Below are 24,604 nucleotides of genomic sequence, written 5' to 3'. Positions count from 1 at the left end.
CAGAACTGGCACCCCCCTGTTTGTTAACCCGCAGGAGCTGGGGCCCCATCGGGATCTCCATCAAGAGCCGCAGCAGGTTGACGCGCCGGCTGATGGGCGGTGTGGCCTCCGCTAGGCGGAATTTTTTCGATCACAAGCAGACCATCAATGATCTTCTTGGCCACCGGCACCGCAACGGTGGAACCGTAGGCATTCCTGCCCTGGGGTTCATCCACAACGACCAACACCACGTAACGAGGGTCTTCGATCGGGAGGGTGGCCACGAAGCTGCAGATCTTGGCGCCAGGCACATAAACACCGTTGAGAGCTTTCTGGGCCGTGCCTGTTTTGCCCCCAATGCGGTAACCGGGAGTTCTGGCACCCTTACCGCTGCCTTTCTCCACCACCGATTCCATCCAAGCCAGCACGGTGCGCGTCACCTCAGGACGGATCAACGGTTGCCCCAGGATGGGATTGCGTCTGGCCAGACCATCACCCGAACGCAAACCGCGCGTGATATGGGGACTCACCATGCGTCCACCATTGGCCAGCAGTGCATGCAGCTGCACCAGCTTCAACGGGGTGAGTGAAAAACCCTGACCGAAGGCCGCAGTGGCGGGCTCGATTGGCTGAGTGGTGAATTGCTCCCTGGTCTTGAGTTGACCGGCAACGGCCCCGGGGAGATCGGTGTCGGGCTTGGACTCCAGTCCAAGCTTCGACAACCACTGCCAATAGCGCAGCGGCTGCAGGTTGCGCATCGCCTGCACCATGCCCACGTTGCTCGAAACCTGCAGCACGGTGGCGAAATCGATCACCCCATTGGCACCCTTGTCATGGTTGAAGATTGGCCATCCTCCGATCTGAAGCTGGCCGATGTCATTCACCGTGTCGTTAGGCCCGATCACCTTTTCCTGGAGAGCGATGGCCAGGTTGATCGGCTTAAAGGTCGAGCCGGGTTCGTAGAGATCCTGCACCGACCACTCACGAAACAGAGCTGGCGGAAAATCCCAGTAACGGTTGGGGTCGTAGGTGGGCGTCGAGGCCAGGGCCAGCAATTCTCCATTGCGCACATCCATCACAATCGCCACACCCTTCTTGGCGTTCCACTCATTGACCTGCGCCGCAAGGGCCTTCGCCGCCAGATCCTGCAGACGGGCATCGAGAGTGAGCTGAAGCCGAAGGTCATCACCAAAGAAAATCCCTGGGCTGAGGTTGTCCGGCAGGGGGGTTCCATCAGCGCCTCTGCGCAGACTGCGGGATTGTTCATGCCGTTGCAGATCGCGATCTCGGCTCTGCTCCAAACCCGCCTGGGGCTCACGCTCCAGGTTCAGGAACCCCACCACATTGGCGAACAGATTGCCCTGGGGATAGACACGATGGGAATAGGCCTCGAGGTCAAGCCCACTGATACCGAGACGTCGAACCTCTGAGGCGGTTTCTGGATCCAAGCCTTCCGCCAGCCGAATCCCGGAAGGTCGATCGCCCATGCGCTGAACGAGATCGGCCATGGGCAGAGCCAACAGACCCGAAAGGCGACGCGCCAGATCGAGAGGCTGACGGACGACAGAAGGATCATCCCCTGGGAAGCGAAAGTTGTTGGGATGGGCCCAAAGACGAAAGCGTTCCTCATCCAGGGCAACGAGACGTCCTGCACGATCGACGATCGGACGTCGGGTCCCAAGCGGATCCGTTCGCTGGGTCTGAACACTGCGAGCCCGGGCTTCAAGCGTGGAAGACTGCATCACTTGCAGCCAGGCCATACGGCCCATCAAGCCGATGAGGCCAAGGCAGAGCAAGCCAAACACCCAACGCATGCGTTGAGCCGGGACCGACTCAAGTGGAATCACCCGCTGGCGCGGGCGGCGACGTCTTCGACGACCGGCTTCCGGCTCGGTCATGGTGTCAATACCCCTGCTGGATCGGCTGATCCATCCAGGTCTGGATCATGGCCAGCTGGTCGACATCCTGAGCTGCCGCACTGACCTGTGGACGATCGAGATAGACGAGATTGGCCACTTGAGTGGGCACCATCGTGGCGGGAAGACTGGCCTGCTCAAGCAAATGACGTTCAAGCGTCGCGGTTGACTCGGTCAGGCGATGGGAGAGGCTACGGGTCTCCTCCAATTGGCGAAACGCCACAGTCCAACGGTGCTGCCAATGAAGCGTCAGACCCGACAGCGCCACGACAGCTAAAACGACACCACAAAGCGATCCATCAGCAACACGATGGAGACCAGCCAGTACAGGCGACCGACGTGCCATCCGCTGGGCCGACATCGATCCCTGGATCAGCTCGAATGCCCCTGAAGCTGCAGAGCGCTCTGCAGGGACAATCCGTGACTGGGGAACGGCGCTCACGTCATCGACGCGTCAATGCGTCAGTGAACCATTGGCAAGGGCCTCCCGCAAGCCCGAAAACGCCAATGAGGGCAGGGATCTGCTGATTAAGAGCCCAGAAGGATCAGATTGAGGAAGGTGGCCGCGTTCCAGCAGGCATGCATCACCACGCAGGGCAGCAGACGACCACTGCTCAGACGCAGCAGGGCTAGGCCGATGCCGAGCACCAGCAGGGGCGGCAGTTCACCAATGCTGAGGTGGGCCACAGCAAACACCAGGCCGCTGATGACCACGCCCCAGCCTCGACCAAGCACCCGAGCGAGAACGGGCAGAAGCACACCCCGAAACACCAGTTCTTCAAAGAGAGGAGCGAGCACAACAGCAGTGAGAGCGAGCAGGACAAGAGCCCAGGGGTTATCACTGCGCAGCACCATCTCCAGCAGGGGATTACTGCCGCCTGGATCACCAACCAGCTTTCCCATCAGCCAACCTGTCAGCACCACGGGAGGCATCACCATCAACCAGCCGCGCCCCCCCTGCAGCAAGGCAGTGAGCCAAGGAGAAGGGCGCCACTGGAGCCATCCCCCCACTGGCATCTCCTCTCTCTCCAGTCCACCGAGCTGAAGGCGAAGGATTCCCAAGGGAGGAACGGCAAGAGCGATGTAACCGAGCAGCACCGCAATCGCCTGACCGAGAGCCCCGGACTGCCCCTGTGAGATCAGCACGATCAGGGGACTGACCAGCACGGGCAGCAACACCTCCCCAAGCAAGACGAATCCTCCGGCCACGAGGATCGCCATGTCCGCCGGTGTGAGCAGCGGACCGACCAGAGTGGGCCAAGCGGGCAGCTTTCCGCGAAAGCGCGACCAGAGATGGCGGATCAACAGCCCCACTCCAGTTAGCAGCGCTGCGATTGGCAACAATTCGGCCAGCAGCAGTCGCTGGGTGGCCTGAGCAGCAGCGTTCGCATCACTGGGATCGGTGCACCAGGCTTTGCTGCCACCTAAGGCCTCACAGCTGAGCTGTCGCAGCAGCGGATCCAGCGCCGGATCGGAAAGCAGCGCCTGGTTGGCTTCAGTGAGCCTCCCACCTTGCTCATAAGTAGAAAGAGCTTGTTGCATTGCGCTCAATTCAGGCCGCTGCATCGGCAAAGCGAGGGCTGCAGTGCGCTGAGCCTCATCCCTAGTCAGTGCAGCCAGCAGAAGCCGCTGTCGATCATCGAGCCGATCGAGCGGCACCTCCTCTAGGGCTTCAAGCATCTGAGCAGATGGATCCCCTCCCACCAGCAGGGGCCTCAACTGCGGTGGCAGGGACGGTTCTGCCAACAGGGCCTTCTCCTGCTGCTGCAGAGAGAGAGCCGGCGTGACGGAGTCGCGGCTGAGGCTACTGATCAAGCCCATCACCCACACGACCATCGCCAGCACAAGGGAGATCAGAGCCAGCAATAATTTGGTCAGCCGGCGATCGGTCGGCGAAGACGTCAACGGATGCGGAGCAACAGACACCGATTCTCTCCGCTGGCGACAGAAGCGGTCGACAGAAAGGGGACCTGGCCCCCAATACGATGGCCGCGCCCCTCCCCAAAAACCGTTGTCTCTCCGTCTTCTTCTGGTGCGCCACGGCCTGAGCAGCTTCAATGTGGAGCGTCGGATTCAAGGAAGGGATGACCTTTCCGTTCTGACAGCGGAAGGTGAGGAGCAGGCGAGCCGAACGGGTCGAGCCCTGACTGACGTGCCGATCAGTGCGGTGTACAGCTCTCCCCTGAAGCGAGCCAGCGCTACCTGTGAAGGGTTACTCAAGGCCAGAGGCGGAGACTCCCTCACTCCAGTCATGGATGAAGGACTTCTGGAAGTGGATCTCGAACCTTGGAGTGGAATGAGCGCCGACGAGCGAGCCGCCCGCTACCCGGAGGCCTACCAGGCTTGGCGTCTTCATCCCGAAGAGCTGGAACTGACCCGGAAGGATGGCCGTGCCTACCGTCCTGTGCAGGAGCTGATGGCACAGGCAAGGCATTTCCTCGATCGCCTCCTGGATCAACATCCCAGTGAAGGCAACGACACAGTGCTGGTGGTGGGCCACAACGCCATTCTCCGTTGCCTGATCCTGGTGCTTCTTGGAGAACCCTCCCAAGGCTTCCGTCGTCTCCAAATTGACAACGCCTCGCTCTCGGTGTTCAACCTCAGTCCGAAGGCCAGCGGCGGCCACCAGGTGCAGATCGAATGCCTGAACAACACAGCGCACCTTGGCCAGGGACTGCCGAAAAAAGGGAACGGAGCTCGACTGGTGCTGGTGCGCCACGGTGAGACCAACTGGAATCGTCAGGGCCGTTTCCAGGGACAAATTGACATCCCCCTCAACGACAACGGCCATGCCCAGGCTGAAGCGGCTCGAGGATTCCTCGAAACGGTATCGCTGCAAAGGGCTTACAGCAGCTCAATGACTCGGCCACGTCAGACCGCTGAAGGCATCCTTCGCTCCCATCCAGGGGTGCCCCTGACGGAAACTCGTGGCCTCGTGGAGATTGGCCATGGCCTCTGGGAAGGCAAGCTCGAAGACGAGATCAAAGCGGAATGGGCAGATCTGCTCGAGGAATGGAAACGCACTCCTGAAACGGTGCAGATGCCAGAGGGAGAAACCATCCAAGACGTTTGGGAACGCTCTGTGAACACCTGGAACACGATCGCCGCAAGCCTTGAGCCTGAAGAGACTGCTCTGGTGGTCGCCCATGACGCGGTGAACAAAACCATTCTCTGCCAGCTGTTGGGCCTCACTCCAGGCGACATTTGGTCCGTGAAGCAAGGCAACGGTGGAGTGACGGTGGTCGACATGCCGACGGATCCGGGCCAGCCTTCGGTTGTGACCTGTCTCAATCTCACGTCCCACCTCGGAGGGGTTCTCGATCGCACCGCTGCAGGAGCCCTCTGAGCTAATGCATCAGACCGTGCTTCTCGATCCCGTTCGGATCCTGGTTGGTTGTGGCCAGGATCCGATTGAGAATTGTGCCGCCCTCATCCGAAACCATGAGCTGGTGGCCTTCGGAGAGGAGGCACGCCAGCAGGCAGCCAGCGAAGCGGTGCCGGTTCAGCCAGCACCCAACCAGCTGCTTGCCCCTTGCCTCGTGGATCCCCATTCCATTCTGGAAAGGCCTTTCGGTGAGCAAGCCGAGAACCTCGACAGCCTGCGCCATGTCGCGGCCAGAGCCGGGTATGGACAAGTAGCGCTCTTGCCGCAAGCGAACGCGTGGAGGGATCGTGTCGAACGCCTCCAGGGATGGGGCAGCGATGGCAATGATGTGCGCATCCACCTTTGGGGTGCGCTGAGCCTGGACGGTGCAGGCCAGCAGCTCAGCTGCCATGGCGATCTGCTTGACCAGGGAGCCATCGGTCTGTGTGACGGCGAGGCCATGCCCGCCACAGGGTTGCTGCAGCGCAGTCTGGTGCTTGCGGAGGGAGCGCATGCACCGATCCTTGTCGCCCCGCGGGATCCCAGCCTGCAGGGCGATGGCATGGTGCGCGAGGGCGTGGAAACATTGCGGGCCGGATGGCCGATCGATCCGGTCGCCAGCGAGACCATCCCAATGGGGCAGTTGCTGGAGCTGCAACGGCTCTATCCGGACCAACCTCTTTGGGCGATGAACCTTGCCACAGCAGACGGTGTCAACCTGTTGGAGCAAGCGACTGTTCGACCCACGGCCAGCGTGCATTGGTGGCATCTCGTCACGGATCGGAGCCGGCTCCCATCGACGGCGCCGGGATGGTGCGTCACCCCTTCCCTCGGGGGAATCGATGATCGAAAAGCCTTGATCCGAGCCCTCAAGAACGGATTCATCGGCGCAGTCGCTGTTCATGCCGTTCCTCTCGATCCAGAGGATTGCCTGTTGCCTCCGGGACAACGTCGACCTGGCCTGGTCGGTCATCAGCTGGTGCTACCACTGCTCTGGCAAACGCTTGTATGCGAAGAAGGGTGGACGATTCCCCAGCTCTGGGCGGCCCTCAGTTTCGGCCCCGCACGCTTGCTCAAGCAACCCACGGAGGAGTTGGCAATCGGCAGCAATCGTTGGCTGCTATTCGATCCCGATGCACGCTGGCGTCCAAGCCTCGACCATGCCGATGCCTCCAGGGGAGGCAATCAACCGATGCTCAATCTCGAGATCAGGGGGGCCGTGGTGGCCTGTGGGCTCAGGAGTCCAGAGCGCCCGCCCGATCCCAAGGAAGAAAGCGCCAGATCGCTCGGCCGATGATCGCTGACTGGGGCAAGAAGTGAGTGCCAGGCCAATAGCGGCCATCCCAGCTATTGCTGCGGTTGTCGCCCAGCACTAAAACATGTCCTTCAGGGACAGTGACATTGAGAGGTGCACATCGACTCATCCCCTGCGCATCAACCGGGCAGTAATTGGTGACATAGGGCTCGTTGAGTTTGTCACCATTAATAGTCACATCACCTCGGGGGGTCACCACAACACGATCCCCAGGTTCCCCGATCACACGCTTGATATAAGCATCACAGGATTTAGGGGAAACCTCAGGAATTCTGTTGACGAAAGGAATATTGGCCGGAAGACAACGCCACAGCGAAGGGGCGAGGCTGTCAGCCTTCAGCACAGGATCGAACGCGTAGGGGGCATCAAACACAACGATCTCCCCGCGACGAGGCAGGCGGAAGCGGTACGCCATCTTCTCAATAATCAACATGTCGTTGATTTTGAGCCCAGGCAACATTGAGCCGGACGGAATATATCGAGACTCGCCAACAAACATCCTCAGACCGAAGTAGAGGGCAATGGTGAAAAGAACAGGTGCCCAAAAATCCCAGAAGGGATGACCACGGTGCTTTGACCTGAGGCGATGCTTCGTTGTGGCGACGTGACCTTGCTGCCCCTTTTCTGCCGGCGTCTGCTCGTCGGAGTGATCGTCTCTCTGCGCGTCGGCCAATGCGGCTCAAAAGTAATGATTGCTCAGGATAGGCGCGATGGGCTTCAGCTTCTAGCCTGGGATTCAGAGAAACAGCTCATGGTCCGCCCCCGCTGGCAAGCATTGCAGGCCACCTCGAAGGGCCGGTTCTGGAAACGCTGGGACCAGGGCCTGGCACTGATCGCGGCAGCCAACCTGGCATGGGTTCTGTTCGACGTCACCTACGTGCCGCTGCGGAACTTCTGGTTGCAGCGCACCCTCTACCCCCTTCCTTCAGTGAGCCTGGGCATTCCAGTGCCCTGGTTGCCGGACATCACCCCGATCTATGACCCGGTGAAGGGGATTGCACCCCACCGCGATACGACCGCCTACATCTCCCATTTCCGCGCACTGGAGAGGCTCGCCAACGTCCAGGGAATCAACAGCACAGCAGCTCGCCAGCATCGACTCGAGATGGTGGTGCGCAACAGCCAGCTGATCGACGAAAACCCGTTCGTGGGGTCCGGCAATGCCGGCACGCTGGAGAAACTGAAAAATCGGCTCCGAGCCCGGGCAGGCCTGGACTCCCCCAAGCAAGCTGCCGCCCATCTCCTCGGCGACACCTACCTGAATGCCCACGACTGGGAACAAGAGCGAGCATTCTGGAATCAGCGAATCTTGCCGTTAGCAGCCACCAACTACTGGCGTGGCATCAACGACAGCGGCCAGCCGATCGACCATGCCTGGCGGATCGATACACCCTTTCAGATCCTTTTTCTGATCGACATCCTGCTCAGGGCCATTCGCCTGAAACGTCGGTATCCAGCGATTCGTTGGAGAGATGCCCTGCTGCGTCGCTGGATCGATCTACCGCTGTTACTGCCGTTCTGGAGGCTACTGCGGGTGATTCCCGTGACAGAACGGCTTTCGAATGCGCAGCTGATTCAGCTGGAACCTCTGCGAACGGTTGTGAGTCGCGGCGTTGTGGCCGTGCTGGCACTGGAACTGTTCGAGGTGCTCACGGTGCGCATTCTCGATGCGATGCAGCAACTGATTCGCTCACCCCAGCTTCCCAAGCGCATCCGGAATCTGCGCAGCCATCAGTCCGTCGATGACAACGGTGAGCGTGAACTTGCGGAACTGCTGCGGCTGTGGATTCCCCTTCTGCTCACCCAGGTGAGCCCTGGCATGCGTCCCCAACTGGTGGCTCTATTCAGCCATGCACTGCAGCGCAGTCTCAACGATGTGATGCTGCCAACAGCGCTCAGGGATCTGGCTCCGGTCCAGAAAGCAGAAAACGAATTCAGCCGCCAGCTAGCCGCTGGGATGGTGGATGGGCTTCTGGGTCTGTCACGATCTGCCGGTGACAGACTCGGAAAACGAGACATCGAACTGGAGGATCTCTCCATTGATGTGCTCGATCGGTTCTGGGAGGAACTGGCACGAACCCTGGAGCAAGGACCGGTTCTGGACCGCAGCCAGGAACTGGTGACCACCTTCCTCGAGGAGCTCAAACGATCAAGCATTCGTCAACTGAGGGATCAAGGCGGTGTGACCGAACTGATCACTGAACTTGATGGCCTCAGCTTCAGCGACCAAACGCCTCGATCCACTGGTCCTGCTTGAAGCCCACCAGAAATCGGCCATCTGGCAGGGCAACGAAGGGACGCTTGATCAATTTGCCATCGGCTGCGAGAGCATCCAGAGCTTCTGGATCGGACATCGCCTTGACAACAGCAGAACCGAGAGCGCGATAACTCTGACCACTGGTATTGAACAACGGAGCGCGTCGGCCGAAATGATCAGCTGCCGCGGCAAGCATTGATCGATCAGGGGGAGACTCGGTGATATCAACAACCTGATGGACGATTCCCTGCTGCTCAAGCCATGCCAGCGCCTTGCGACAGGTCGAACAGCGGGAATAACTCCAAACAAGGAGTGGTTCAGCCAAGGATCACTTTCCGAACAAGTTCTTCACAGCACCGATGAGGCTGTTCGAGCCTTTACCCACACCATCGGAAGGGCGGGTGCGCACGGTGACGTCACCATTGACGCTTGTGCGGCAGCTCAGGCGGTAATTGGAAGGGCGATCAGCCAGATACACCTCTTCGACATCGCTGCGTGGGGAGAGGTTCTGGGAACCTTCAACAACCTCGACTACGCAAGTTCCGCACTGGCCAACGCCACCGCAGTTGTTGAGATTGTTCAGGCCCTTATAGGGATTGATGCCTGCAGAAAGCGCTGCTTTGCGCAGATTGGCCCCCTCGATGCAACCGACCTGCTGGCCTTCCTGCTCAAAACGGATGGTGGGCACGGGTCGTTCACATGCTGGGCGCGCACCAACCTACAAGCTTGCGGGCACCATCCAACGAATCTGCAACGAATTTGCCCGGAACGTCACCGAGGTAAGGCTCAAGCCTGGGCCGCCGTGATGCAGTCCTGGAGCAGGGGAAGAACGGCATCGACATCCCTCCAGCCACCGATCGAAGTCACGCGCCCTTCAAGGTTCTTGTAGACACGAAAGAATTCAGCCACGTCCTCAAGCTGATGTTCAGCGATCTGGCGAATGCTCTCGATCCCTTTCTGACGGGGATCGGCCACAGGGACGCACAGAATCTTGCCGTCGTAATGACCAGTGTCATGCATATCGAGAACCCCGATCGGCCGCGCCACAATCAGACAACCGGCAAAGGTGGGTTCCTCCATGATCACCATCGCGTCTAAGGGAGATCCATCCTCAGCAAGCGTGTTGGGGATGAAGCCGTAATCAAAGGGGTATCTGACCGAGGAATGAAGCACTCGGTCGAGGGCCATGACCCCAGCCTCTTCGAAGTATTCGTATTTGTTGCGACTTCCCGCTGGTATCTCAACCACCAGGTTGACGAGACCGGGTGACGGCGAGGGAAGAAGGGAGCGAAGATCCATCCCGATCCTGCGCAATGGGGTCGTGAACGGAGACAGATGGACGATCTGTGAGCACTGCAGCCACCGGAAAACCAATGGTGGCCAAGGCCAAAGTGAAGCCGATCAGGAGAAGAGATGGTCCTGAGAGATCAATGCCTTCTAGGCCAGGAGGTTCAGGCGGTGAGGGCTCTGGTTGAGAACCGTTGGCAGGCTCAGGGTCCATGCAAGGGTGATGGGGGACAACCCACTCGACCGTTCCGAAGGAAGAGGGTGGAGCAAGCACCACGCACAGCCTTAGCAGCGTGTGGCCTCCCAATCATGCCATCGATTTCGGCTGAAGACAGCCTGATCAGGCAGCCGGTCGTTCCTGGCGGTCCCGACGGGCTGCAAGATCAGCAGGATCAGCAGGGGCCGTGGGCAGTGAATCCAAGTGGGAGCGGATGATGCGCAGCTCCTCGAGAATCGCCGAAAGGCACTGCTGTGTGGCCGTGGATGGCGAATTAAGCACCTCAACGGTCACTTCCTTAATCCGAAGCACATCCTTGGCGAAACGCGCCACCTCGTTGGGATGAAAAAGGAGGGGATCCTTCTGATCGCTGCGGTACTCGGAATTGAGCTTGCGTGGATTAAAAGGTGGATTGAGATTGCGAGGATCGGTGTTGGTGTAGCGATACACCGACGCCCTTGAACGATTGAGGGATTTCTGAACTTCGTCAATCCCAACCAGGGACTCTGAACGCGCCATGACTGCATCCACGTCGGTGCCGCTTTCAACGCTCCGAGCAGGGACGGAAAGAGGAGAGTCAACCGAACGGGGAAACATGCAAGCTGCCTTCACAGGCCAAGCGTCCCGCGGAGATTAGCAGTTGAGACTCATGTTGCAGTCTCCAATGAGACCGGTCGTGCCAGTTCGACAATCGCCTAAACAGCCTGCCTGATTCGCAGCGGTGATAGCTTCCGGCTTCACTGCAAGTCCACTCCCATGCGCGTCTCCCGCCTGATGCTGGTGACGCTGCGGGATGTGCCCGCCGACGCGGAAATCGCATCCCATCAGCTGCTGTTAAGAGGCGGCTATATCCGTCGGATCGGATCCGGGATCTACGCCTACCTCCCACTGATGTGGAGGGTGTTGCGCAAGATCAGCGCAATCGTGCAAGAGGAGATGAATGCCACCGGCGCGCTCGAGACGCTGCTTCCTCAATTGCAGCCTGCAGAGTTGTGGGAACGCAGTGGTCGCTGGCAGGGCTACACGGCGGGCGAAGGGATCATGTTCCACCTCAAGGACCGACAGGGCCGAGAAGTGGGCCTCGGGCCCACGCACGAAGAGGTCGTGACCACCCTCGCCGGCGAGCTGCTGCGCTCCTACCGACAGCTGCCGGTGACGCTCTACCAGATTCAAACCAAGTTCAGAGATGAAATCCGCCCCCGCTTTGGCCTCATGCGCGGGCGTGAATTCATCATGAAAGACGCCTACTCCTTTCACACTGACGAAGAGGACCTGCGTCGCTGTTACGAAGAGATGGATTTGGCGTACCGCCGGATCTTCGAGCGTTGTGGGCTTGAGGCCGTGGCCGTTGAGGCAGACAGCGGTGCCATCGGTGGCGCAGCGTCCCAGGAATTCATGGTGACCGCCGATGCGGGAGAGGACCTGATTCTTACCAGCGAGGACGGCAGCTATGCCGCCAACCTCGAGAAAGCGGTCTCGATCCCTTCTGAAGCCACCCCCCTGCCCCCAGGGGAAGCCGTTGTTCTGAACACCCCTGGGCAGAAGACCATTGAGGCCCTATGCAAAGCCCAAGGCCTACAACCGCAGCAAGTGGTCAAGGTGATCGCATTGCTGGCGCGGATGGAATCCGGTGCCCAGCGGCCTGTTCTGGTTTGCCTAAGGGGTGATCAGCAGCTCAATGACGTGAAATTGAGCAATGCCCTAACGAACGATCAACAGGACGGAGTGCTCGACATCACCCCGATCAGCGAGGAACAAATCGCCAATCAGGGTTTAGAAGCATGGCCTTTCGGTGCCCTCGGCCCCGACCTTGCAGACAGCTGCCTGCAAGGATCCAAATCCTGGGTGCCAGCCTTCCTGCGCTTCGCCGATCCAACCGCCCTGGAGCTGGAACGATTCGTATGCGGCGCCAACGTTGCTGATCAGCATCGCTGGGGGAGCCGCTGGGAGGAACTGGACTGCGCGCCAAAGACGGTCGATCTACGCAATGCTCAAGCAGGCGACCACTGCCTCCAGGCCCCGGACCAAACGCTGATCGCCCGTCGCGGCATCGAAGTCGGACACATCTTCCAGCTAGGCCGAAAATATTCCTCAGCGATGGAGGCCACCTTCACGACGGCAGACGGCGACCAGGAGGCCTTCTGGATGGGCTGCTACGGGATTGGCGTGTCCAGGCTGGCCCAGGCCGCCGTGGAACAGCACCACGACAAAGCCGGGATCTGCTGGCCGCTTGCGATCGCACCTTTCCAGGCCGTGATTGTGGTGGCCAACATGCAGGACGAAACCCAGAAGCAGCTGGGTGAGCGGCTTTACCAAGACCTGCTCTCCAGTGGCGTTGATGCGCTGCTGGATGATCGCAGCGAGCGGGCCGGCGTGAAGTTCAAGGACGCCGACCTGATCGGCATCCCTTGGCGAGTTGTCGTAGGTCGCGACGCAGCCGAGGGCCAGGTGGAACTGGTCGACCGTGCCAGCCAAGAAACCCAGCGCCTGCCTCACGCTGAAGCCCTTCAGATTCTCCAGGGCGCAATCAGCGGCAAGACCACCCGTACAGTCGTCTCAACCTGACTCCTGATTCATGCTCTCCGCCTTGAATCGTTTGACCAGCCAACTGATGCGCATCACCCTGGCCGCCTGCCTTGGGCTGTGCCTGATGCTCACAGCCTGTTCCGGCGCCGGAGCCTCCGGCCTCACCGGTGATTACGTGGAGGACACTGTGGCGGTGGTGCACACCCTGCAGTCCACCATTGCCATGGCGCAGGACGACGAGGGCAGGGCCGAGGCCGAAACGCAAGCAACGGCTGTGATCAATGCGTACATGTCTCGCTATCGCCCCCGTCCCAAAGTGAACGGATTGAGCTCGTTCACAACGATGCAAACAGCCCTGAACTCCTTGGCTGCTCACTACAAAACCTATGCCAACCGTCCCCTGCCAGACACGCTGCGCAGCCGGGTTGACAAAGAGCTGGGCAAGGCCGAGAAAGCGGCCGTTCGCGGCAACTGATTCTCAACCAATTCGCAACAGTTCCCCCACCCCTTTTGACTGAAGGCGGGGGGAGCTGCGAAAATCGTAGATTGTGCAGATTGGCGGCTTCGGGCCGCAGTGTCTTTGGCCAACGTTGTCGTCATCGGTGCGCAGTGGGGTGACGAAGGAAAAGGAAAGATCACGGATCTCCTCAGTCGATCCGCTGATGTAGTCGTCCGGTACCAGGGCGGCGTCAATGCAGGTCACACGATCGTCGTGGACGATCAAGTGCTGAAGCTGCATCTCATTCCCTCAGGCATTCTTTATCCAGACACCGTCTGCCTGATTGGCTCAGGCACGGTGGTGGACCCCAAGGTGATGCTGGGGGAGCTCGACATGTTGATCGAGAACGGCATCGATATTTCCGGGCTGAAGCTGGCGTCGACTGCGCACGTCACCATGCCCTACCACCGCCTGCTCGATCAGGCGATGGAGAAGCAGCGCGGCGAGAGACGCATTGGCACCACAGGTCGAGGCATCGGCCCCACCTATGCCGACAAATCCCAGCGCAGCGGCATCCGCGTCATCGACCTGCTCGATGAAGCACGGCTGCGGGATCGGCTGGAAGCCCCCTTAAAAGAGAAGAACCAGCTTCTCCAGACCATCTACAACGTGGATGCTCTGGACGCAGAGGAGGTGATTAGCGAATACCTGGCCTATGGCAAACGACTGGCTCCCCACGTGGTCGACTGCACGCGCGAGATCCATCAGGCCGCCCGCAAACGCCAGAACATCCTGTTTGAAGGCGCCCAGGGCACTCTGCTGGACCTCGACCACGGCACCTACCCATATGTCACCTCATCCAATCCGGTGTCAGGCGGTGCCTGCATCGGAGCCGGAGTGGGACCAACGCTGATCGACCGCGTGATCGGCGTTGCCAAGGCTTACACCACCCGCGTTGGCGAGGGACCATTTCCCACCGAGCTCGACGGCAGCCTTAACGACCACCTCTGCGACAGGGGTGGCGAATTCGGCACCACAACCGGCCGTCGTCGCCGCTGCGGCTGGTTCGATGGCGTCATCGGCCGCTACGCCGTCGGCGTGAATGGGCTCGACTGCCTCGCGATTACCAAACTCGATGTGCTCGACGAGCTCGACGCCCTTCAAGTGTGTGTGGCCTACGACCTCGACGGAGAGCGGATCGAGCATTTCCCATCCTGTGCTGAGGAATTCGCTCGCTGCCAACCCATCTTCGAAACCCTGCCAGGCTGGCAGTGCTCGACCGCGGAGTGCCGCTCCCTTGAGGATCTGCCCGAGAAAGCGATGGCCTACCTCCGCTTCCTCGCCGATCTGATGGAAGTGCCGATTGCCATCGTCTCTCTCGGTGCCGGCCGCGATCAAACGATCGTGGTGGAGGATCCAATTCACGGTCCCAAGCGGGCCCTGCTCAGCGCCTGATCCTTGCCGATCCAAACCGCAATGGGTCTAGGGACCGTGAGGGGTGATACTGCCTTGATTCCGCAGTGACACCCTGATGAGTCCATCCCGGTTCGGATCCACCCGCTCACTGGATGTTGTGGGGATCGGCAACGCCATCGTGGATGTGCTCGTCCAGACGGATGACGCCTTCCTCACCACGCACGACCTCAACAAAGGGGCGATGGCGCTGGTGGATGAAGAACAAGCACAGCGCCTTTACAGCGCCAGTGGTGCGGGCATGGAAACCTCTGGTGGTTCCGCCGCCAATACCCTGGCGGGTCTGGCCCAACTGGGCAGCAAGGCAGGCTTCATCGGCCGGGTGCGAGATGACCAGCTAGGCACGATTTTCAGCCACGACATCCGTGCCGTCGGAACCCGTTTCGAGACACCGGCAGCCACGGAAGGTCCAAGCACAGCCCGCTGCCTGATCTTGGTCACACCAGATGCCCAGCGCACGATGTGCACCTACCTCGGTGCATCCGTACAGCTGGAGCCGGAGGACCTGGATCTGTCCATGGTGCGCGAGGCCAAAGTTCTGTATCTCGAGGGTTATCTCTGGGACAGTCCCGCTGCGAAGCGGGCCTTCATCGCCGCAGCAGAAACCTGCCGACAGGGTGGGGGCCAGGTCGCCCTGTCCTTGTCTGATGGCTTCTGCGTTGACCGTCACCGCGACAGTTTTCTGGAACTCGTGAACGGCCATGTGGACGTGCTCTTCGCCAATGAGGACGAAATCACCTCCCTCTACGGCACCGACGATTTTGAAGCGGCTTTGGCCCAAGTGAAAGGCTGTTGCCAGGTCGCGGCGCTCACCCGCAGCGAGCAGGGATCGGTCGTGCTCAGCGGCGATCAACGCTGGGACATCCCCGCCTACAGCCTCGGCACCCTGGTGGACACCACTGGAGCAGGAGATCTGTACGCCGGTGGCTTCCTGCACGGCTACACCCAGGATTTACCGCTGGAGACCTGTGGAAACATTGGCTCGATCTGCGCCGGCCAAGTCGTGACCCAACTCGGCCCCCGCTCGCAAGTGTCCCTAAGCGAGCTGGTCCAGAAGCACCTCAGCTGAGCGGCACGGGCGGACATGTGACGGCGTCCGCCACCCAGGCGCTGTAGGCGGCAGATGCTTCGGCCTGCCAATGGATGACCTCGGGTGTTTCATAACTGTGCAGCTCTTTGAGGCCATGCTCGAGCCGCGGCCAGCCATCACGACTGGTTTTGATCAGGAGCTGCACCTCCTCCGCACACTCGCGCTGCCCCTTCCAGCGGTAAGTGGACCGCACGGGCCACTGGGAAACGCAAGCGGCTAGCCCCTGGTCAAGCAAAGCCTGAGCCAAGGCATCGGCATGCGCCGCATCCGCCTCTGTGGTGAGCACCAGCACCAGGAGCTGATCGGGTCGCGACCCACGCCTCTCCTCAGCAGTTGGGGAATCCATAGGAGGTCAATCCAGGCGGGCCAACATCTGCTCCACGCTATGCACCAGCAGCAGCGATGACGGAGGTGCAGGACGGCGCAGCAACCACAGCGGCAGTCCCCGATCGATGCAAACCTCATGCCAGCAGCGTTCGGCAGCGCCACCAGACTGACGGCAAAGCACAGCAGTAATGCCCCAGTGGCGACAGAGAGCCTGTTCCAGACTCCCGGGGCTATCTCCCTGAAGAGGCCGAAGCAGCGCCAAATGATGATCGGGCAGGCCGGCGGCCACCGCCTGACGAAGGGCCAAAGGCGTCGGCAAAACCCTGGCATAGAGGAGCGCACCTGCAGCGCGAAGCGGTGGCACCAGCCGCCCTAAGTAGCGAGAGCCAAGAGCCAGCAGCAGGCGTTGTCCAGCGAGGGCTTCGGCAGGAATCGACTCCACCGACTCGACCACTCGACTGCAGGGAGCGGGTTGAATCGGCCGCTCATATCGGATCAACGGACATCCGACCTGGCGAGACGCCATCACCAGCTGCGCGGTGATCTGCATGGCGAAAGGGTGGGTGGCATCCACAAGCTGGTCGACACTCTCTTGGCGCAGTCGATCGACAATGGCCTGCTCGTCTGAGAGTGCTCCGACCCAGACCCGATGCAGTGACAACGACCTGTAGGGCAGTGCTGCCGCCTCAGTCACCACACTCACACTGACTTGAAAACCTTGCGCCTGCAAAGCCGCCGCGAGGGCGGGTCCCTCCCCGGTTCCGGCAAGAAGCCACACATGCCCCTGGCGATTCCTCGGTTGGTGCATCAGGATGGCGCTCTCATTCAACCCAGCCGACGGCGATGAACCACTGCGTGCTCGAAGTGGAAGTGATCCAGGCACCCACCCTTCGCTACACCCAGGACAACCAGACCCCGATCGCCGAAATGGACGTGCGGTTCGATGGTCTGCGGGCGGATGACCCACCTGGTCAGATCAAGGTGGTGGGCTGGGGAAACCTGGCGCAGGAACTTCAGAGTCGGGTGCAACCCGGACAACGACTGCTGATCGAAGGCCGCCTGCGCATGAACACCGTGCCTCGTCAAGACGGCTTGAAGGAAAAGCGAGCGGAGTTCACCCTGTCGCGCCTGCATCCTGTTGGTGGCGAAATGGCCGCGCCTGCCTCGGAAGCCGCCACCGGTCGTGCACCTGCTCCGGTCCGCCAAGCGCCCCGGGCTGCAGCCACGCCAACGCAGCCTCCGGCTCAGGAGAGTGCAGCTCAATGGAATAGCGCCCCACTGGTGCCTGACACCGACGACATCCCCTTCTGATCGCTCAATCGAGCTGACCATCGCCCTCCATGCGTTCACCTGCGCGGACCAGGAGCTGACCCAGTTCTCGCTCGAGGGCAGCAAGATCCAAGCGCAGCTCCGGCCAGCGTCCCCGGTCAATCTGCTCGAGCAACCAGGCCCGATCCTGATCGAGATCGCGGATAAGGCTGACGAGATCGGATTGATCTGGCTGGCTGGGGGAGCTGCTCTCCATCGGTCCTTTGGCATCGACTTGTTCCTCCATTCTCGGGGGTGCGTCCGCAGTTGCGCGGAGCGTGCATCAGAGTGAGCCACATGAAAGATCTGTTCTCCCCAGGCAACCTGATCACCGTTGCCGGCGGCGTTCTCACCGTTGTGGGGGTCGTGGCGTACACCACAGGCAATGCCAATCTCAGCCTGCCGACCATCTTTTACGGGATTCCGATCCTGCTGGGGGGACTCGCGCTCAAGTCTTCTGAGCTCCCACCAGCCCGACGGGTGGTACCCGCTGCCACCTTCAAGGCCCAGCGTGATGGAGCCCCCCCTGAGCTGGGCAAACTTCTGGCGGATGTGACCCGCTGGCGCTATGGCCAGAAAGCCCATCTCGAATCCTCCCTTGAAGCCCTCAAGCTTTGGGATGAGGACACCCCTCCCCAGCTGGTGGAAATCGAGGAGTTCAGCGAAGCAGAGAGCTATGGCCTGCGGCTGCGCTTTTCGCTTGGTGCCGTTGGTCTGGTGCGCTGGCAGGAGAAACAGGAGCGACTTGGACGTTTCTTCGCCAAAGGGCTAAGGGCCGATCTTCGCGAGGTGGATCCCGACCACATTGATCTTCTCCTCCTCAGCGACGCTGTACCGGCCACAGGTCAGCATGGGGGGCAGTGAACGGAATCGATGGCCAGCGATGACGCCCTGAGGGTCTCCGTCCTCAGTGAAGCCCTCCCCTATATCCAGCGGTTCGCCGGTCGGCGAATCGTGGTCAAGTATGGCGGTGCCGCCATGGTCCACGCCGAGCTGAGAGAAGCGGTGTTCCGCGATCTTGCGCTGCTCACCAGTGTCGGAGTTCAACCGGTGGTCGTCCACGGTGGCGGGCCTGAGATCAACACCTGGCTCAAACGTCTGGACATTCCGGCCGAATTTCGCGACGGCCTACGCGTCACCGATCCCGACACGATGGATGTGGTGGAAATGGTGCTGGTGGGCCGGGTCAACAAGCAGATTGTGAATGGCCTCAACAAGCTCGGGGCACGGGCCGTGGGCCTCAGCGGCAGCGATGGCGTACTGGTGGAAGCACGCCCTTGGGGGGACGGCAGTCATGGCCTAGTCGGCGATGTGGCCCGGGTTAACCCCGAAGTGCTCGAGCCCTTGCTGGAGAAGGGTTACGTTCCGGTGATCTCCAGCGTGGCGGCCACCAGAGCAGGAGTGGCCCACAACATCAATGCCGACACAGTGGCTGGAGAACTAGCGGCAGCCCTTGAAGCCGAGAAACTGATCCTTCTCACCGACACGCCTGGCATCCTTCGAGATCGGGACAACCCCGAATCATTGATCCATCAACTGCGCCTCTCGGAAGCCCGACAACTGATCGAAGACGGCATCGTGGCTGGGGGCATGACTCCGAAAACCGAGTGCTGCATCCGGGCCCTTGCCCAGGGGGTCGCCGCAGCCCATATTCTCGATGGCCGCGTGCCCCACGCCCTACTGCTGGAGGTGTTCACCGACGCGGGAATCGGCACGATGGTGATGGGACGCGGTTGATCGATGAGCTTGCCCACGGCCTTGGCTGAAGCAGCCCTGGAACGGGGCGATTACGGCCAATGCCTGGAACTACTGGAACCGCTCACACAGGATCGGCCGATCTCGGATCCTGAAGGGGCCCGCATCCGGATGTTGATGGTGACCGCCTGGATGGGACAAGGCCAGGAGGAGAAAGCACTCAGTACCTGTCGCCTGCTCACCCGCTGCCGCGACACAGACCTGCGGAACCGCGCCAAACAACTGCTGGAGGTGCTTGAGGCACCGAGCCTGCAGCGTCCTGCCAGCTGGTCGATGCAACTGCCCACACTCGACATGAATCCCACCGTGGGTGGAGCTCCTGCCTCAACGCGGCGCAGCAGACGGAAAGGACCACCACCGCCGCCGCCGCCGCCGACCGGGCCGACCAAGGCAGCGGCTCCAGGTTTCGCCGTGCTTGTCATTGCCGTGTTGGTGGCGCTCACCCTGTTGCTGGGGGGATGCGGGCGCCTGAGCACAGAGATCGACCTGGTTGGACCGAATCGGATCCAACTGGGCTGGAGCAGTGATAGCGGCACCGGCCGTCTACTGCCATGGCAGACCGCCTTCGCGAAGGAGCTACACAGGGGGACTTGGCCGTGGCAACCGCAGACGAGCGGCGTGCAACAGGGGAGCCAACGCTTCCAGGCACCTGTACTGAGAGCTGCGGCAGCCGAGCAGCTACTCAGCGACACGATCGCAAGCGCTGGAGAGGCCACGGGCCTGCAGCTTCCGACACCAAGCCTGCAGCTGCATGAGCGCAACTGGCTGATCGGTGTGCAACAGCGCCTCGAGCTCGATGTCGATCTCAAGCCCCTGAAGGATCTGCCACTGCCAGACCTGAGCGTGAGCATCAGCCCGGTGCCAGGGCAAATCAACAAGCGAAGGAGCAGCCCCCTCTCGACCGTCACGCACAACAACCGACTGGAGTGGCCCCTGCAGCCGGGATCCCACAATCAGCTGACGCTGCAATGCTGGCACTGGAGCCCGCTTGGCCTCGGCACAGTGGTTGTGCTGTTTCTGCTGGGGTTCAGCCTGCTGTTGCAGCAACTGCGCCTGAAGCTTGGTTTCGGCTATCCGGAACTGCCGTCCTGAGCATCCAACAACCGCCATTGCAGGCTCAGAGTTGAAGAGGATCTGGATCCACCGCAAGCGCCACATCAGCGGGAAGAGCATCCCAAAGGGCAGAGCCGGGAGGGAGGGGCAAATCACTACCGGCAGGACCATGAAGCAGCAGTTGCCAGCGACTGCGACCCGCCACCCGGGCCACCGGTGCCGGTGCAGGCCCGAGCAGCCACCAACCTGCCGCGCTGCAAAGCGGGCGCAAAGACTCGGCCACCAGACTCGCTGCTGTGGCCGTAGCCGATGCCGATTCGCCTGAAAGACGCAACAAGCAAGCGCGACTAAAAGGCACCAGACCGGCTTCACGGCGCAGAGCCACTTCCTCCTCCAGGAAGCGTTCGTAGCGCCCATCCACCAAATGGCGAATCACCGGATGGTCAGGTGAATAGGTTTGAACCAACACCTGACCCGGACGCTCGCCACGGCCTGCCCGCCCTGCCAGCTGAAGCAACAATTGCAGGCATTGCTCACCGGCGCGCAGATCCGGTCGGTGCAACAGACCGTCCGCAGCCAGCACAGCCGCCAGGGTGACGCGGGGCAGATCCATTCCCTTGGCAAGCATCTGAGTGCCCACAAGCACGTCAGCCTCGCCAGCGGCGAACTGCTCGAGCAGACGCCGGTGGCCATCACGGCCACCGGTGGTGTCACGATCAAAGCGGAGCAAACGCAATCCCTCCAATTCTTCGGAGAGACGTTCCAGCACTCGCTGGGTACCGGCGCCGAAGGGTTTGAAAGCCAGGGAGCCGCAATGGCTGCAACTGGACTCCATCTCGGCCCGATAGTCACACCAATGACAACGCAACCACTGGTGTCCAGGGCGACTGCCATGAACGGTGAGGGCCACGTCACAGTGAGGACACTGCACCACCTCTCCACAGCTACGGCAGCTGAGGAAACTGCTATAGCCGCGCCTGGGCACTAGCACCACAGCCTGCTCTCCGTTCTCCCGTAAACGGGCTAGCCGCTCCATCAGGGCACGGCTAATCAAACGCTTATGACCATCCGCCAGCTCCGCGCGCATGTCGATGACATGCACAGGCGGCAGTTCCTGGCAGGAGATTCGCCGCGTCAAACGCGCTAGGGCCAAAGGACCTGCAGGTGACAGCTGGGTCCAGGTCTCCAGCGAGGGCGTGGCACTGCCCAGCAGGACCCGGCCGCCGAGAGCACGCACCCGCTCCAGAGCCAGATCACGGGCGTGATAGCAGGGCATCGGTGACTCCTGCTTATAAGAACTGTCGTGCTCTTCATCGAGCACGATCAGACCCAGTGGATCGAGAGGAAGAAACACCGCCGAGCGGGTCCCCACAACCACCAAGGGAGCACTCTGCTGCTGCGCCGCTTCCAGGCTGCGACGCCAGGTACGGACTCGCTCCCGATCGCTGCAACCGCTGTGATACTCAACAACCCGGGCACCGAAGCGACGACGACAGCGATCCACCAGTTGGGGAATCAGACCGATTTCAGGAGTGAGGACCAAGGCATGGCGACCAGCCTCCAGCTCTTTGGCCACCAGCTGGAGATACACCTCGGTCTTGCCTGACCCGGTGATCCCCCACAGCAGCATTCCGCCACCCTCAGGCTGACAAGAGAATGCCTCCACAACCTGCTCCTGCTCCGCCGTGAGCGTGCGTGGACTCTCGAGCGCAGCTCCAGAACCAGGACTGACTTGCGAGCTCACTACTGCAGCAGGGGAGGGACGCTGCTCCCTCTGGACAAGGCCACGCTGCACAAGGGCTTGAACCAGAGAGCCACTAAAGCCCTCCGCTAACAACTGCCGCTGCCAGCTCCCCCCCGTTGTGATCAACACATCCCACAGCTCTTTCTGACGTGCTGGCAACTCCGGCTGTGCTGAAGACGCGTTATCGGTTTCGATCGCGCATGGCTGGACCCACCACATCCGCCGCTCCGCCGCCTGCCGACGAGGTCGCTGACCCAACCAACCGGGAGGCAAGGCAGCCTTGAGCATCCGGAACGGACTGGTATGGCAGCGCTTGGCCATGGCATCAAGCCAATGGCGCCAGATCGGATCCACCGCTGCGCTTTGTACAAGAGCCTGAACCGGCTGCAACGTTGGTTCGATTGTCTCTGAAGTGACCACCCGACAGGCCACCACCAATCCCTGTAAGGGCCGACCTCGCAGCGTGACGCGCACGAGATCGCCGATGCCAATGCCGAGCTGGTGACGATCGCAATAGCTGAAAGCACGACCATCCCTGCCGGCCTCGAGCCACACATCCACCTCAGTGATCGGCGCGGTTGCCTGCCTAGCTGTCACCATCGCCTCCATCGCTTGCTGCTGCAGTGGGGTTGCAGGTGTCGCAAGTTTTTTTTAAGATAAAGAAGTTGGACAGCACTGCGCTGTTGTCGGAACCAAGCAGAGTTCCGTCCAGAGGGAAGACACGAAGCTCGAGCAAGGGATCCATCCCAATGTTGATCGACCGGTCTAAGAAAGCCCCTGACAGCCCTGCATCGGTCCAAGAATCCAGTCAAACCTTGTTGATTCAGTTGCGTCACCGCTTCTCCTCGGTACCGAAGAACGCCTGAACATTTGTCATCGCTCACCAACCGTCCACCGAGCCGGTTTTTGAGTGTCGTACTGCTAACCCCGCTGCCCCTTCTGCCGTTATGAGTCCTGCTGCGAGCAAAACAGCACAGGCCAAGCCCAAAGCCGCTGCTAAGCCGTCGATCATGATGCTGGCCGACTCACGCGGCAAATCCAAGGTCGTCAAAGCTGCCAGTGCAGCCAAGGCAGAGGCCAAGAGCAAAACCAAAGCTGACGGCAAGACCCGCTCCAGCAAAAGCAAAACATCCGATCTCCCTGTAGGAACTGACTTGAAAGCCGCCGCTGACCAACTTCTGGCCGCTGCGGACGGCAAGAGCAAAGCCGCCAAAGCAACCAAAGGCACTGCCACCAAGGCTGCCGCCAAGACCAGTAGCGCTAAAGCCACAACAACCAAGGCTGCCGCCTCAAAAGCAGCCACCGCAACGACAAAAGCTGCAGATGCCAAGGCTGTCACAGCTGCGGCCACCCCATCGAGCGCCGAGAAGGATGCCAAGGCCAAGGCTCTGGCCAGCATCAAGATCGGGCCCAAAGGCGTCTACACCGAAGACTCCATTCGGGTCTACCTCCAGGAGATCGGACGCATTCGCCTACTGCGTCCGGATGAAGAGATCGAGCTGGCACGGAAAATCGCCGACCTGCTCTACCTCGAGGAACTCGCTGCCCAGTTCGAAAGCGACAACGGCCGCGAACCCGACAACAAAGAGTGGGCGGCGTTGGTCGAAATGCCCCTGATTCGCTTCCGCCGTCGGCTGATGCTGGGGCGCCGGGCCAAGGAAAAGATGGTGCAGTCGAACCTGCGCCTGGTGGTGTCGATTGCCAAGAAGTACATGAACAGAGGCCTGAGCTTCCAGGACCTGATTCAGGAAGGCAGCCTTGGCCTCATCCGTGCTGCCGAGAAATTCGATCACGAGAAGGGCTACAAGTTTTCCACCTACGCCACCTGGTGGATTCGTCAGGCCATCACCCGTGCAATTGCCGACCAGTCCCGCACGATCCGTCTTCCGGTGCACCTCTATGAAACGATCTCCCGGATCAAGAAAACCACCAAGGTGCTCAGTCAGGAGTTCGGGCGCAAGCCGACCGAGGAGGAGATTGCCGAGTCGATGGAAATGACCATCGAGAAGCTGCGGTTCATCGCCAAGAGCGCCCAGCTGCCCATCTCGCTCGAGACTCCGATCGGCAAGGAAGAGGACTCCCGTCTCGGCGACTTCATCGAAGCGGACATTGAGAACCCTGAGCAGGATGTCGCCAAGAACCTGCTCCGCGAGGACCTTGAGGGAGTGCTGGCCACTCTCAGTCCACGCGAACGTGACGTGCTCCGCCTGCGCTATGGCCTGGATGACGGTCGGATGAAGACCCTTGAGGAGATCGGCCAGATCTTCGATGTCACTCGCGAGAGGATCCGCCAGATCGAAGCCAAAGCGCTGCGTAAATTGCGTCACCCAAATCGCAACGGCGTCCTGAAGGAATACATCAAGTAGACAGTGCTTCTTGCAAGCCCTTTAAAGCAAAGGGCTTGGGAGGGGATTTGACCTTCACCATCAAACTCTCCTCAAGATCTTCTTCGAGGTTCCAGCGCCTTTCAGGCTGAAGCCAAGACCCCAACATGGGGTCTTTTTAATGGTCAATCAGGCGATGCTCCCAGCACGGGAGCTCCAGCAAAGTCTTC

The 24,604-nt window shown here is 60.8% G+C and carries 25 protein-coding genes; 12 read left to right on the top strand and 13 right to left on the bottom strand.

The window, feature by feature from the left end:
• Positions 1-23: 23 nt before the first annotated feature.
• From DXY16_RS08255 to DXY16_RS08245, 3 genes are all read right to left on the bottom strand, one after another.
• Positions 24-1,877 (bottom strand): penicillin-binding protein 2, encoded by a 1,854-nt coding sequence (locus DXY16_RS08255; protein ID WP_115120745.1) that lies wholly within the window; start codon positions 1,875-1,877, stop codon positions 24-26.
• Between the two features lie 4 nt (positions 1,878-1,881).
• Positions 1,882-2,337 carry a hypothetical protein gene (locus tag DXY16_RS08250; RefSeq protein WP_115120744.1) on the bottom strand — a complete coding sequence of 152 codons (456 nt, stop codon included), beginning with the start codon at positions 2,335-2,337 and terminating at the stop codon, positions 1,882-1,884.
• An 86-nt stretch (positions 2,338-2,423) separates the two neighbouring features.
• The gene (locus DXY16_RS08245; RefSeq protein WP_371410888.1) at positions 2,424-3,800 is read right to left on the bottom strand and encodes a lysostaphin resistance A-like protein; all 1,377 of its coding nucleotides are present in this window, start codon (positions 3,798-3,800) and stop codon (positions 2,424-2,426) included.
• 106 nt (positions 3,801-3,906) lie between these two features.
• Between DXY16_RS08245 and DXY16_RS08240 the strand changes: the two genes are divergently transcribed.
• Together DXY16_RS08240 and DXY16_RS08235 are read left to right on the top strand one after the other, a co-directional pair.
• Entirely contained in the window at positions 3,907-5,241 is a 1,335-nt protein-coding gene (locus DXY16_RS08240) for a histidine phosphatase family protein (protein WP_115120743.1), read from the top strand.
• A gap of 4 nt (positions 5,242-5,245) precedes the next feature.
• Positions 5,246-6,556, top strand: coding sequence for a dihydroorotase (locus DXY16_RS08235; protein WP_115120742.1), 1,311 nt, complete (start codon positions 5,246-5,248; stop codon positions 6,554-6,556).
• Here the strand turns inward: DXY16_RS08235 and lepB are convergent.
• Entirely contained in the window at positions 6,495-7,247 is a 753-nt protein-coding gene (gene lepB / locus DXY16_RS08230) for a signal peptidase I (protein WP_115120741.1), read from the bottom strand. The genes DXY16_RS08235 and lepB overlap by 62 nt on opposite strands.
• A gap of 78 nt (positions 7,248-7,325) precedes the next feature.
• On the opposite strand from lepB, the gene DXY16_RS08225 reads away from it, so the two are divergent.
• Positions 7,326-8,831 carry a hypothetical protein gene (locus tag DXY16_RS08225; RefSeq protein ID WP_115120961.1) on the top strand — a complete coding sequence of 502 codons (1,506 nt, stop codon included), beginning with the start codon at positions 7,326-7,328 and terminating at the stop codon, positions 8,829-8,831.
• Here DXY16_RS08225 and DXY16_RS08220 read toward each other — a convergent pair.
• The 4 genes from DXY16_RS08220 to DXY16_RS08205 form a co-directional block, all read right to left on the bottom strand.
• Complete coding sequence (locus DXY16_RS08220) at positions 8,794-9,156, bottom strand: arsenate reductase family protein (RefSeq protein WP_115120740.1); 363 nt, start codon at positions 9,154-9,156, stop codon at positions 8,794-8,796. The two genes, DXY16_RS08225 and DXY16_RS08220, sit on opposite strands and share 38 nt — an antisense overlap.
• A gap of 3 nt (positions 9,157-9,159) precedes the next feature.
• Positions 9,160-9,519: a 2Fe-2S iron-sulfur cluster-binding protein gene (locus DXY16_RS08215; protein WP_115017131.1), complete on the bottom strand. Its 360-nt coding sequence runs from the start codon at positions 9,517-9,519 to the stop codon at positions 9,160-9,162.
• A gap of 98 nt (positions 9,520-9,617) precedes the next feature.
• Positions 9,618-10,130 carry an inorganic diphosphatase gene (locus DXY16_RS08210; protein WP_115017133.1) on the bottom strand — a complete coding sequence of 171 codons (513 nt, stop codon included), beginning with the start codon at positions 10,128-10,130 and terminating at the stop codon, positions 9,618-9,620.
• A 328-nt stretch (positions 10,131-10,458) separates the two neighbouring features.
• Positions 10,459-10,932: a resolvase gene (locus DXY16_RS08205; RefSeq protein ID WP_115120739.1), complete on the bottom strand. Its 474-nt coding sequence runs from the start codon at positions 10,930-10,932 to the stop codon at positions 10,459-10,461.
• 159 nt (positions 10,933-11,091) lie between these two features.
• Here DXY16_RS08205 and DXY16_RS08200 point away from each other — a divergent pair, with 159 nt between their 5' ends.
• On the top strand, positions 11,092-12,900 hold the full coding sequence (locus DXY16_RS08200; RefSeq protein ID WP_115120738.1) for a proline--tRNA ligase: 1,809 nt from the start codon (positions 11,092-11,094) through the stop codon (positions 12,898-12,900).
• 10 nt (positions 12,901-12,910) lie between these two features.
• Entirely contained in the window at positions 12,911-13,336 is a 426-nt protein-coding gene (psb27, locus tag DXY16_RS08195) for a photosystem II protein Psb27 (RefSeq protein ID WP_115017138.1), read from the top strand.
• Positions 13,337-13,339: 3 nt separating this feature from the next.
• Here the strand turns inward: psb27 and DXY16_RS15180 are convergent, their stop codons facing one another.
• Entirely contained in the window at positions 13,340-13,600 is a 261-nt protein-coding gene (locus DXY16_RS15180) for a hypothetical protein (RefSeq protein ID WP_244281640.1), read from the bottom strand.
• Here DXY16_RS15180 and DXY16_RS08190 point away from each other — a divergent pair.
• Positions 13,496-14,755 carry an adenylosuccinate synthase gene (locus DXY16_RS08190; protein WP_244281633.1) on the top strand — a complete coding sequence of 420 codons (1,260 nt, stop codon included), beginning with the start codon at positions 13,496-13,498 and terminating at the stop codon, positions 14,753-14,755. The two genes, DXY16_RS15180 and DXY16_RS08190, sit on opposite strands and share 105 nt — an antisense overlap.
• Positions 14,756-14,831: 76 nt before the next feature.
• Entirely contained in the window at positions 14,832-15,842 is a 1,011-nt protein-coding gene (locus tag DXY16_RS08185; protein WP_170953898.1) for an adenosine kinase, read from the top strand.
• On the opposite strand, the gene cutA is transcribed toward DXY16_RS08185, so the two are convergent.
• Positions 15,835-16,209, bottom strand: coding sequence for a divalent-cation tolerance protein CutA (cutA, locus tag DXY16_RS08180; protein ID WP_115120736.1), 375 nt, complete (start codon positions 16,207-16,209; stop codon positions 15,835-15,837). The genes DXY16_RS08185 and cutA overlap by 8 nt on opposite strands.
• A 6-nt stretch (positions 16,210-16,215) precedes the next feature.
• On the bottom strand, positions 16,216-16,998 hold the full coding sequence (locus DXY16_RS08175; RefSeq protein WP_115120960.1) for a precorrin-6A/cobalt-precorrin-6A reductase: 783 nt from the start codon (positions 16,996-16,998) through the stop codon (positions 16,216-16,218).
• Between the two features lie 35 nt (positions 16,999-17,033).
• Here DXY16_RS08175 and DXY16_RS08170 point away from each other — a divergent pair, with 35 nt between their 5' ends.
• Positions 17,034-17,501: a single-stranded DNA-binding protein gene (locus DXY16_RS08170; protein ID WP_115120735.1), complete on the top strand. Its 468-nt coding sequence runs from the start codon at positions 17,034-17,036 to the stop codon at positions 17,499-17,501.
• 4 nt (positions 17,502-17,505) lie between these two features.
• On the opposite strand, the gene DXY16_RS08165 is transcribed toward DXY16_RS08170, so the two are convergent.
• Positions 17,506-17,715 carry a hypothetical protein gene (locus DXY16_RS08165; RefSeq protein ID WP_115120959.1) on the bottom strand — a complete coding sequence of 70 codons (210 nt, stop codon included), beginning with the start codon at positions 17,713-17,715 and terminating at the stop codon, positions 17,506-17,508.
• An 80-nt stretch (positions 17,716-17,795) separates the two neighbouring features.
• Here DXY16_RS08165 and DXY16_RS08160 point away from each other — a divergent pair, with 80 nt between their 5' ends.
• The 3 genes from DXY16_RS08160 to DXY16_RS08150 are packed head-to-tail and all read left to right on the top strand — an operon-like array spanning position 17,796 to position 20,345.
• Positions 17,796-18,362 carry a DUF2854 domain-containing protein gene (locus tag DXY16_RS08160; RefSeq protein WP_115120734.1) on the top strand — a complete coding sequence of 189 codons (567 nt, stop codon included), beginning with the start codon at positions 17,796-17,798 and terminating at the stop codon, positions 18,360-18,362.
• Between the two features lie 9 nt (positions 18,363-18,371).
• Complete coding sequence (gene argB, locus DXY16_RS08155) at positions 18,372-19,235, top strand: acetylglutamate kinase (protein WP_115120733.1); 864 nt, start codon at positions 18,372-18,374, stop codon at positions 19,233-19,235.
• 3 nt (positions 19,236-19,238) lie between these two features.
• Complete coding sequence (locus tag DXY16_RS08150; RefSeq protein ID WP_115120732.1) at positions 19,239-20,345, top strand: DUF3153 domain-containing protein; 1,107 nt, start codon at positions 19,239-19,241, stop codon at positions 20,343-20,345.
• A gap of 25 nt (positions 20,346-20,370) precedes the next feature.
• Here the strand turns inward: DXY16_RS08150 and priA are convergent, their stop codons facing one another.
• Positions 20,371-22,650, bottom strand: coding sequence for a primosomal protein N' (gene priA, locus DXY16_RS08145; protein ID WP_244281614.1), 2,280 nt, complete (start codon positions 22,648-22,650; stop codon positions 20,371-20,373).
• 347 nt (positions 22,651-22,997) lie between these two features.
• Here priA and rpoD point away from each other — a divergent pair, with 347 nt between their 5' ends.
• Positions 22,998-24,416, top strand: coding sequence for an RNA polymerase sigma factor RpoD (gene rpoD / locus DXY16_RS08140; protein WP_115120730.1), 1,419 nt, complete (start codon positions 22,998-23,000; stop codon positions 24,414-24,416).
• Positions 24,417-24,604 lie beyond the last annotated feature (188 nt).

It is taken from the genome of Synechococcus sp. UW105 (assembly GCF_900473935.1).
Classification (GTDB): domain Bacteria; phylum Cyanobacteriota; class Cyanobacteriia; order PCC-6307; family Cyanobiaceae; genus Synechococcus_C.
Note: the sequence above shows the minus strand (reverse complement) of the source record. Positions and strands in the feature narration are given on the sequence as shown.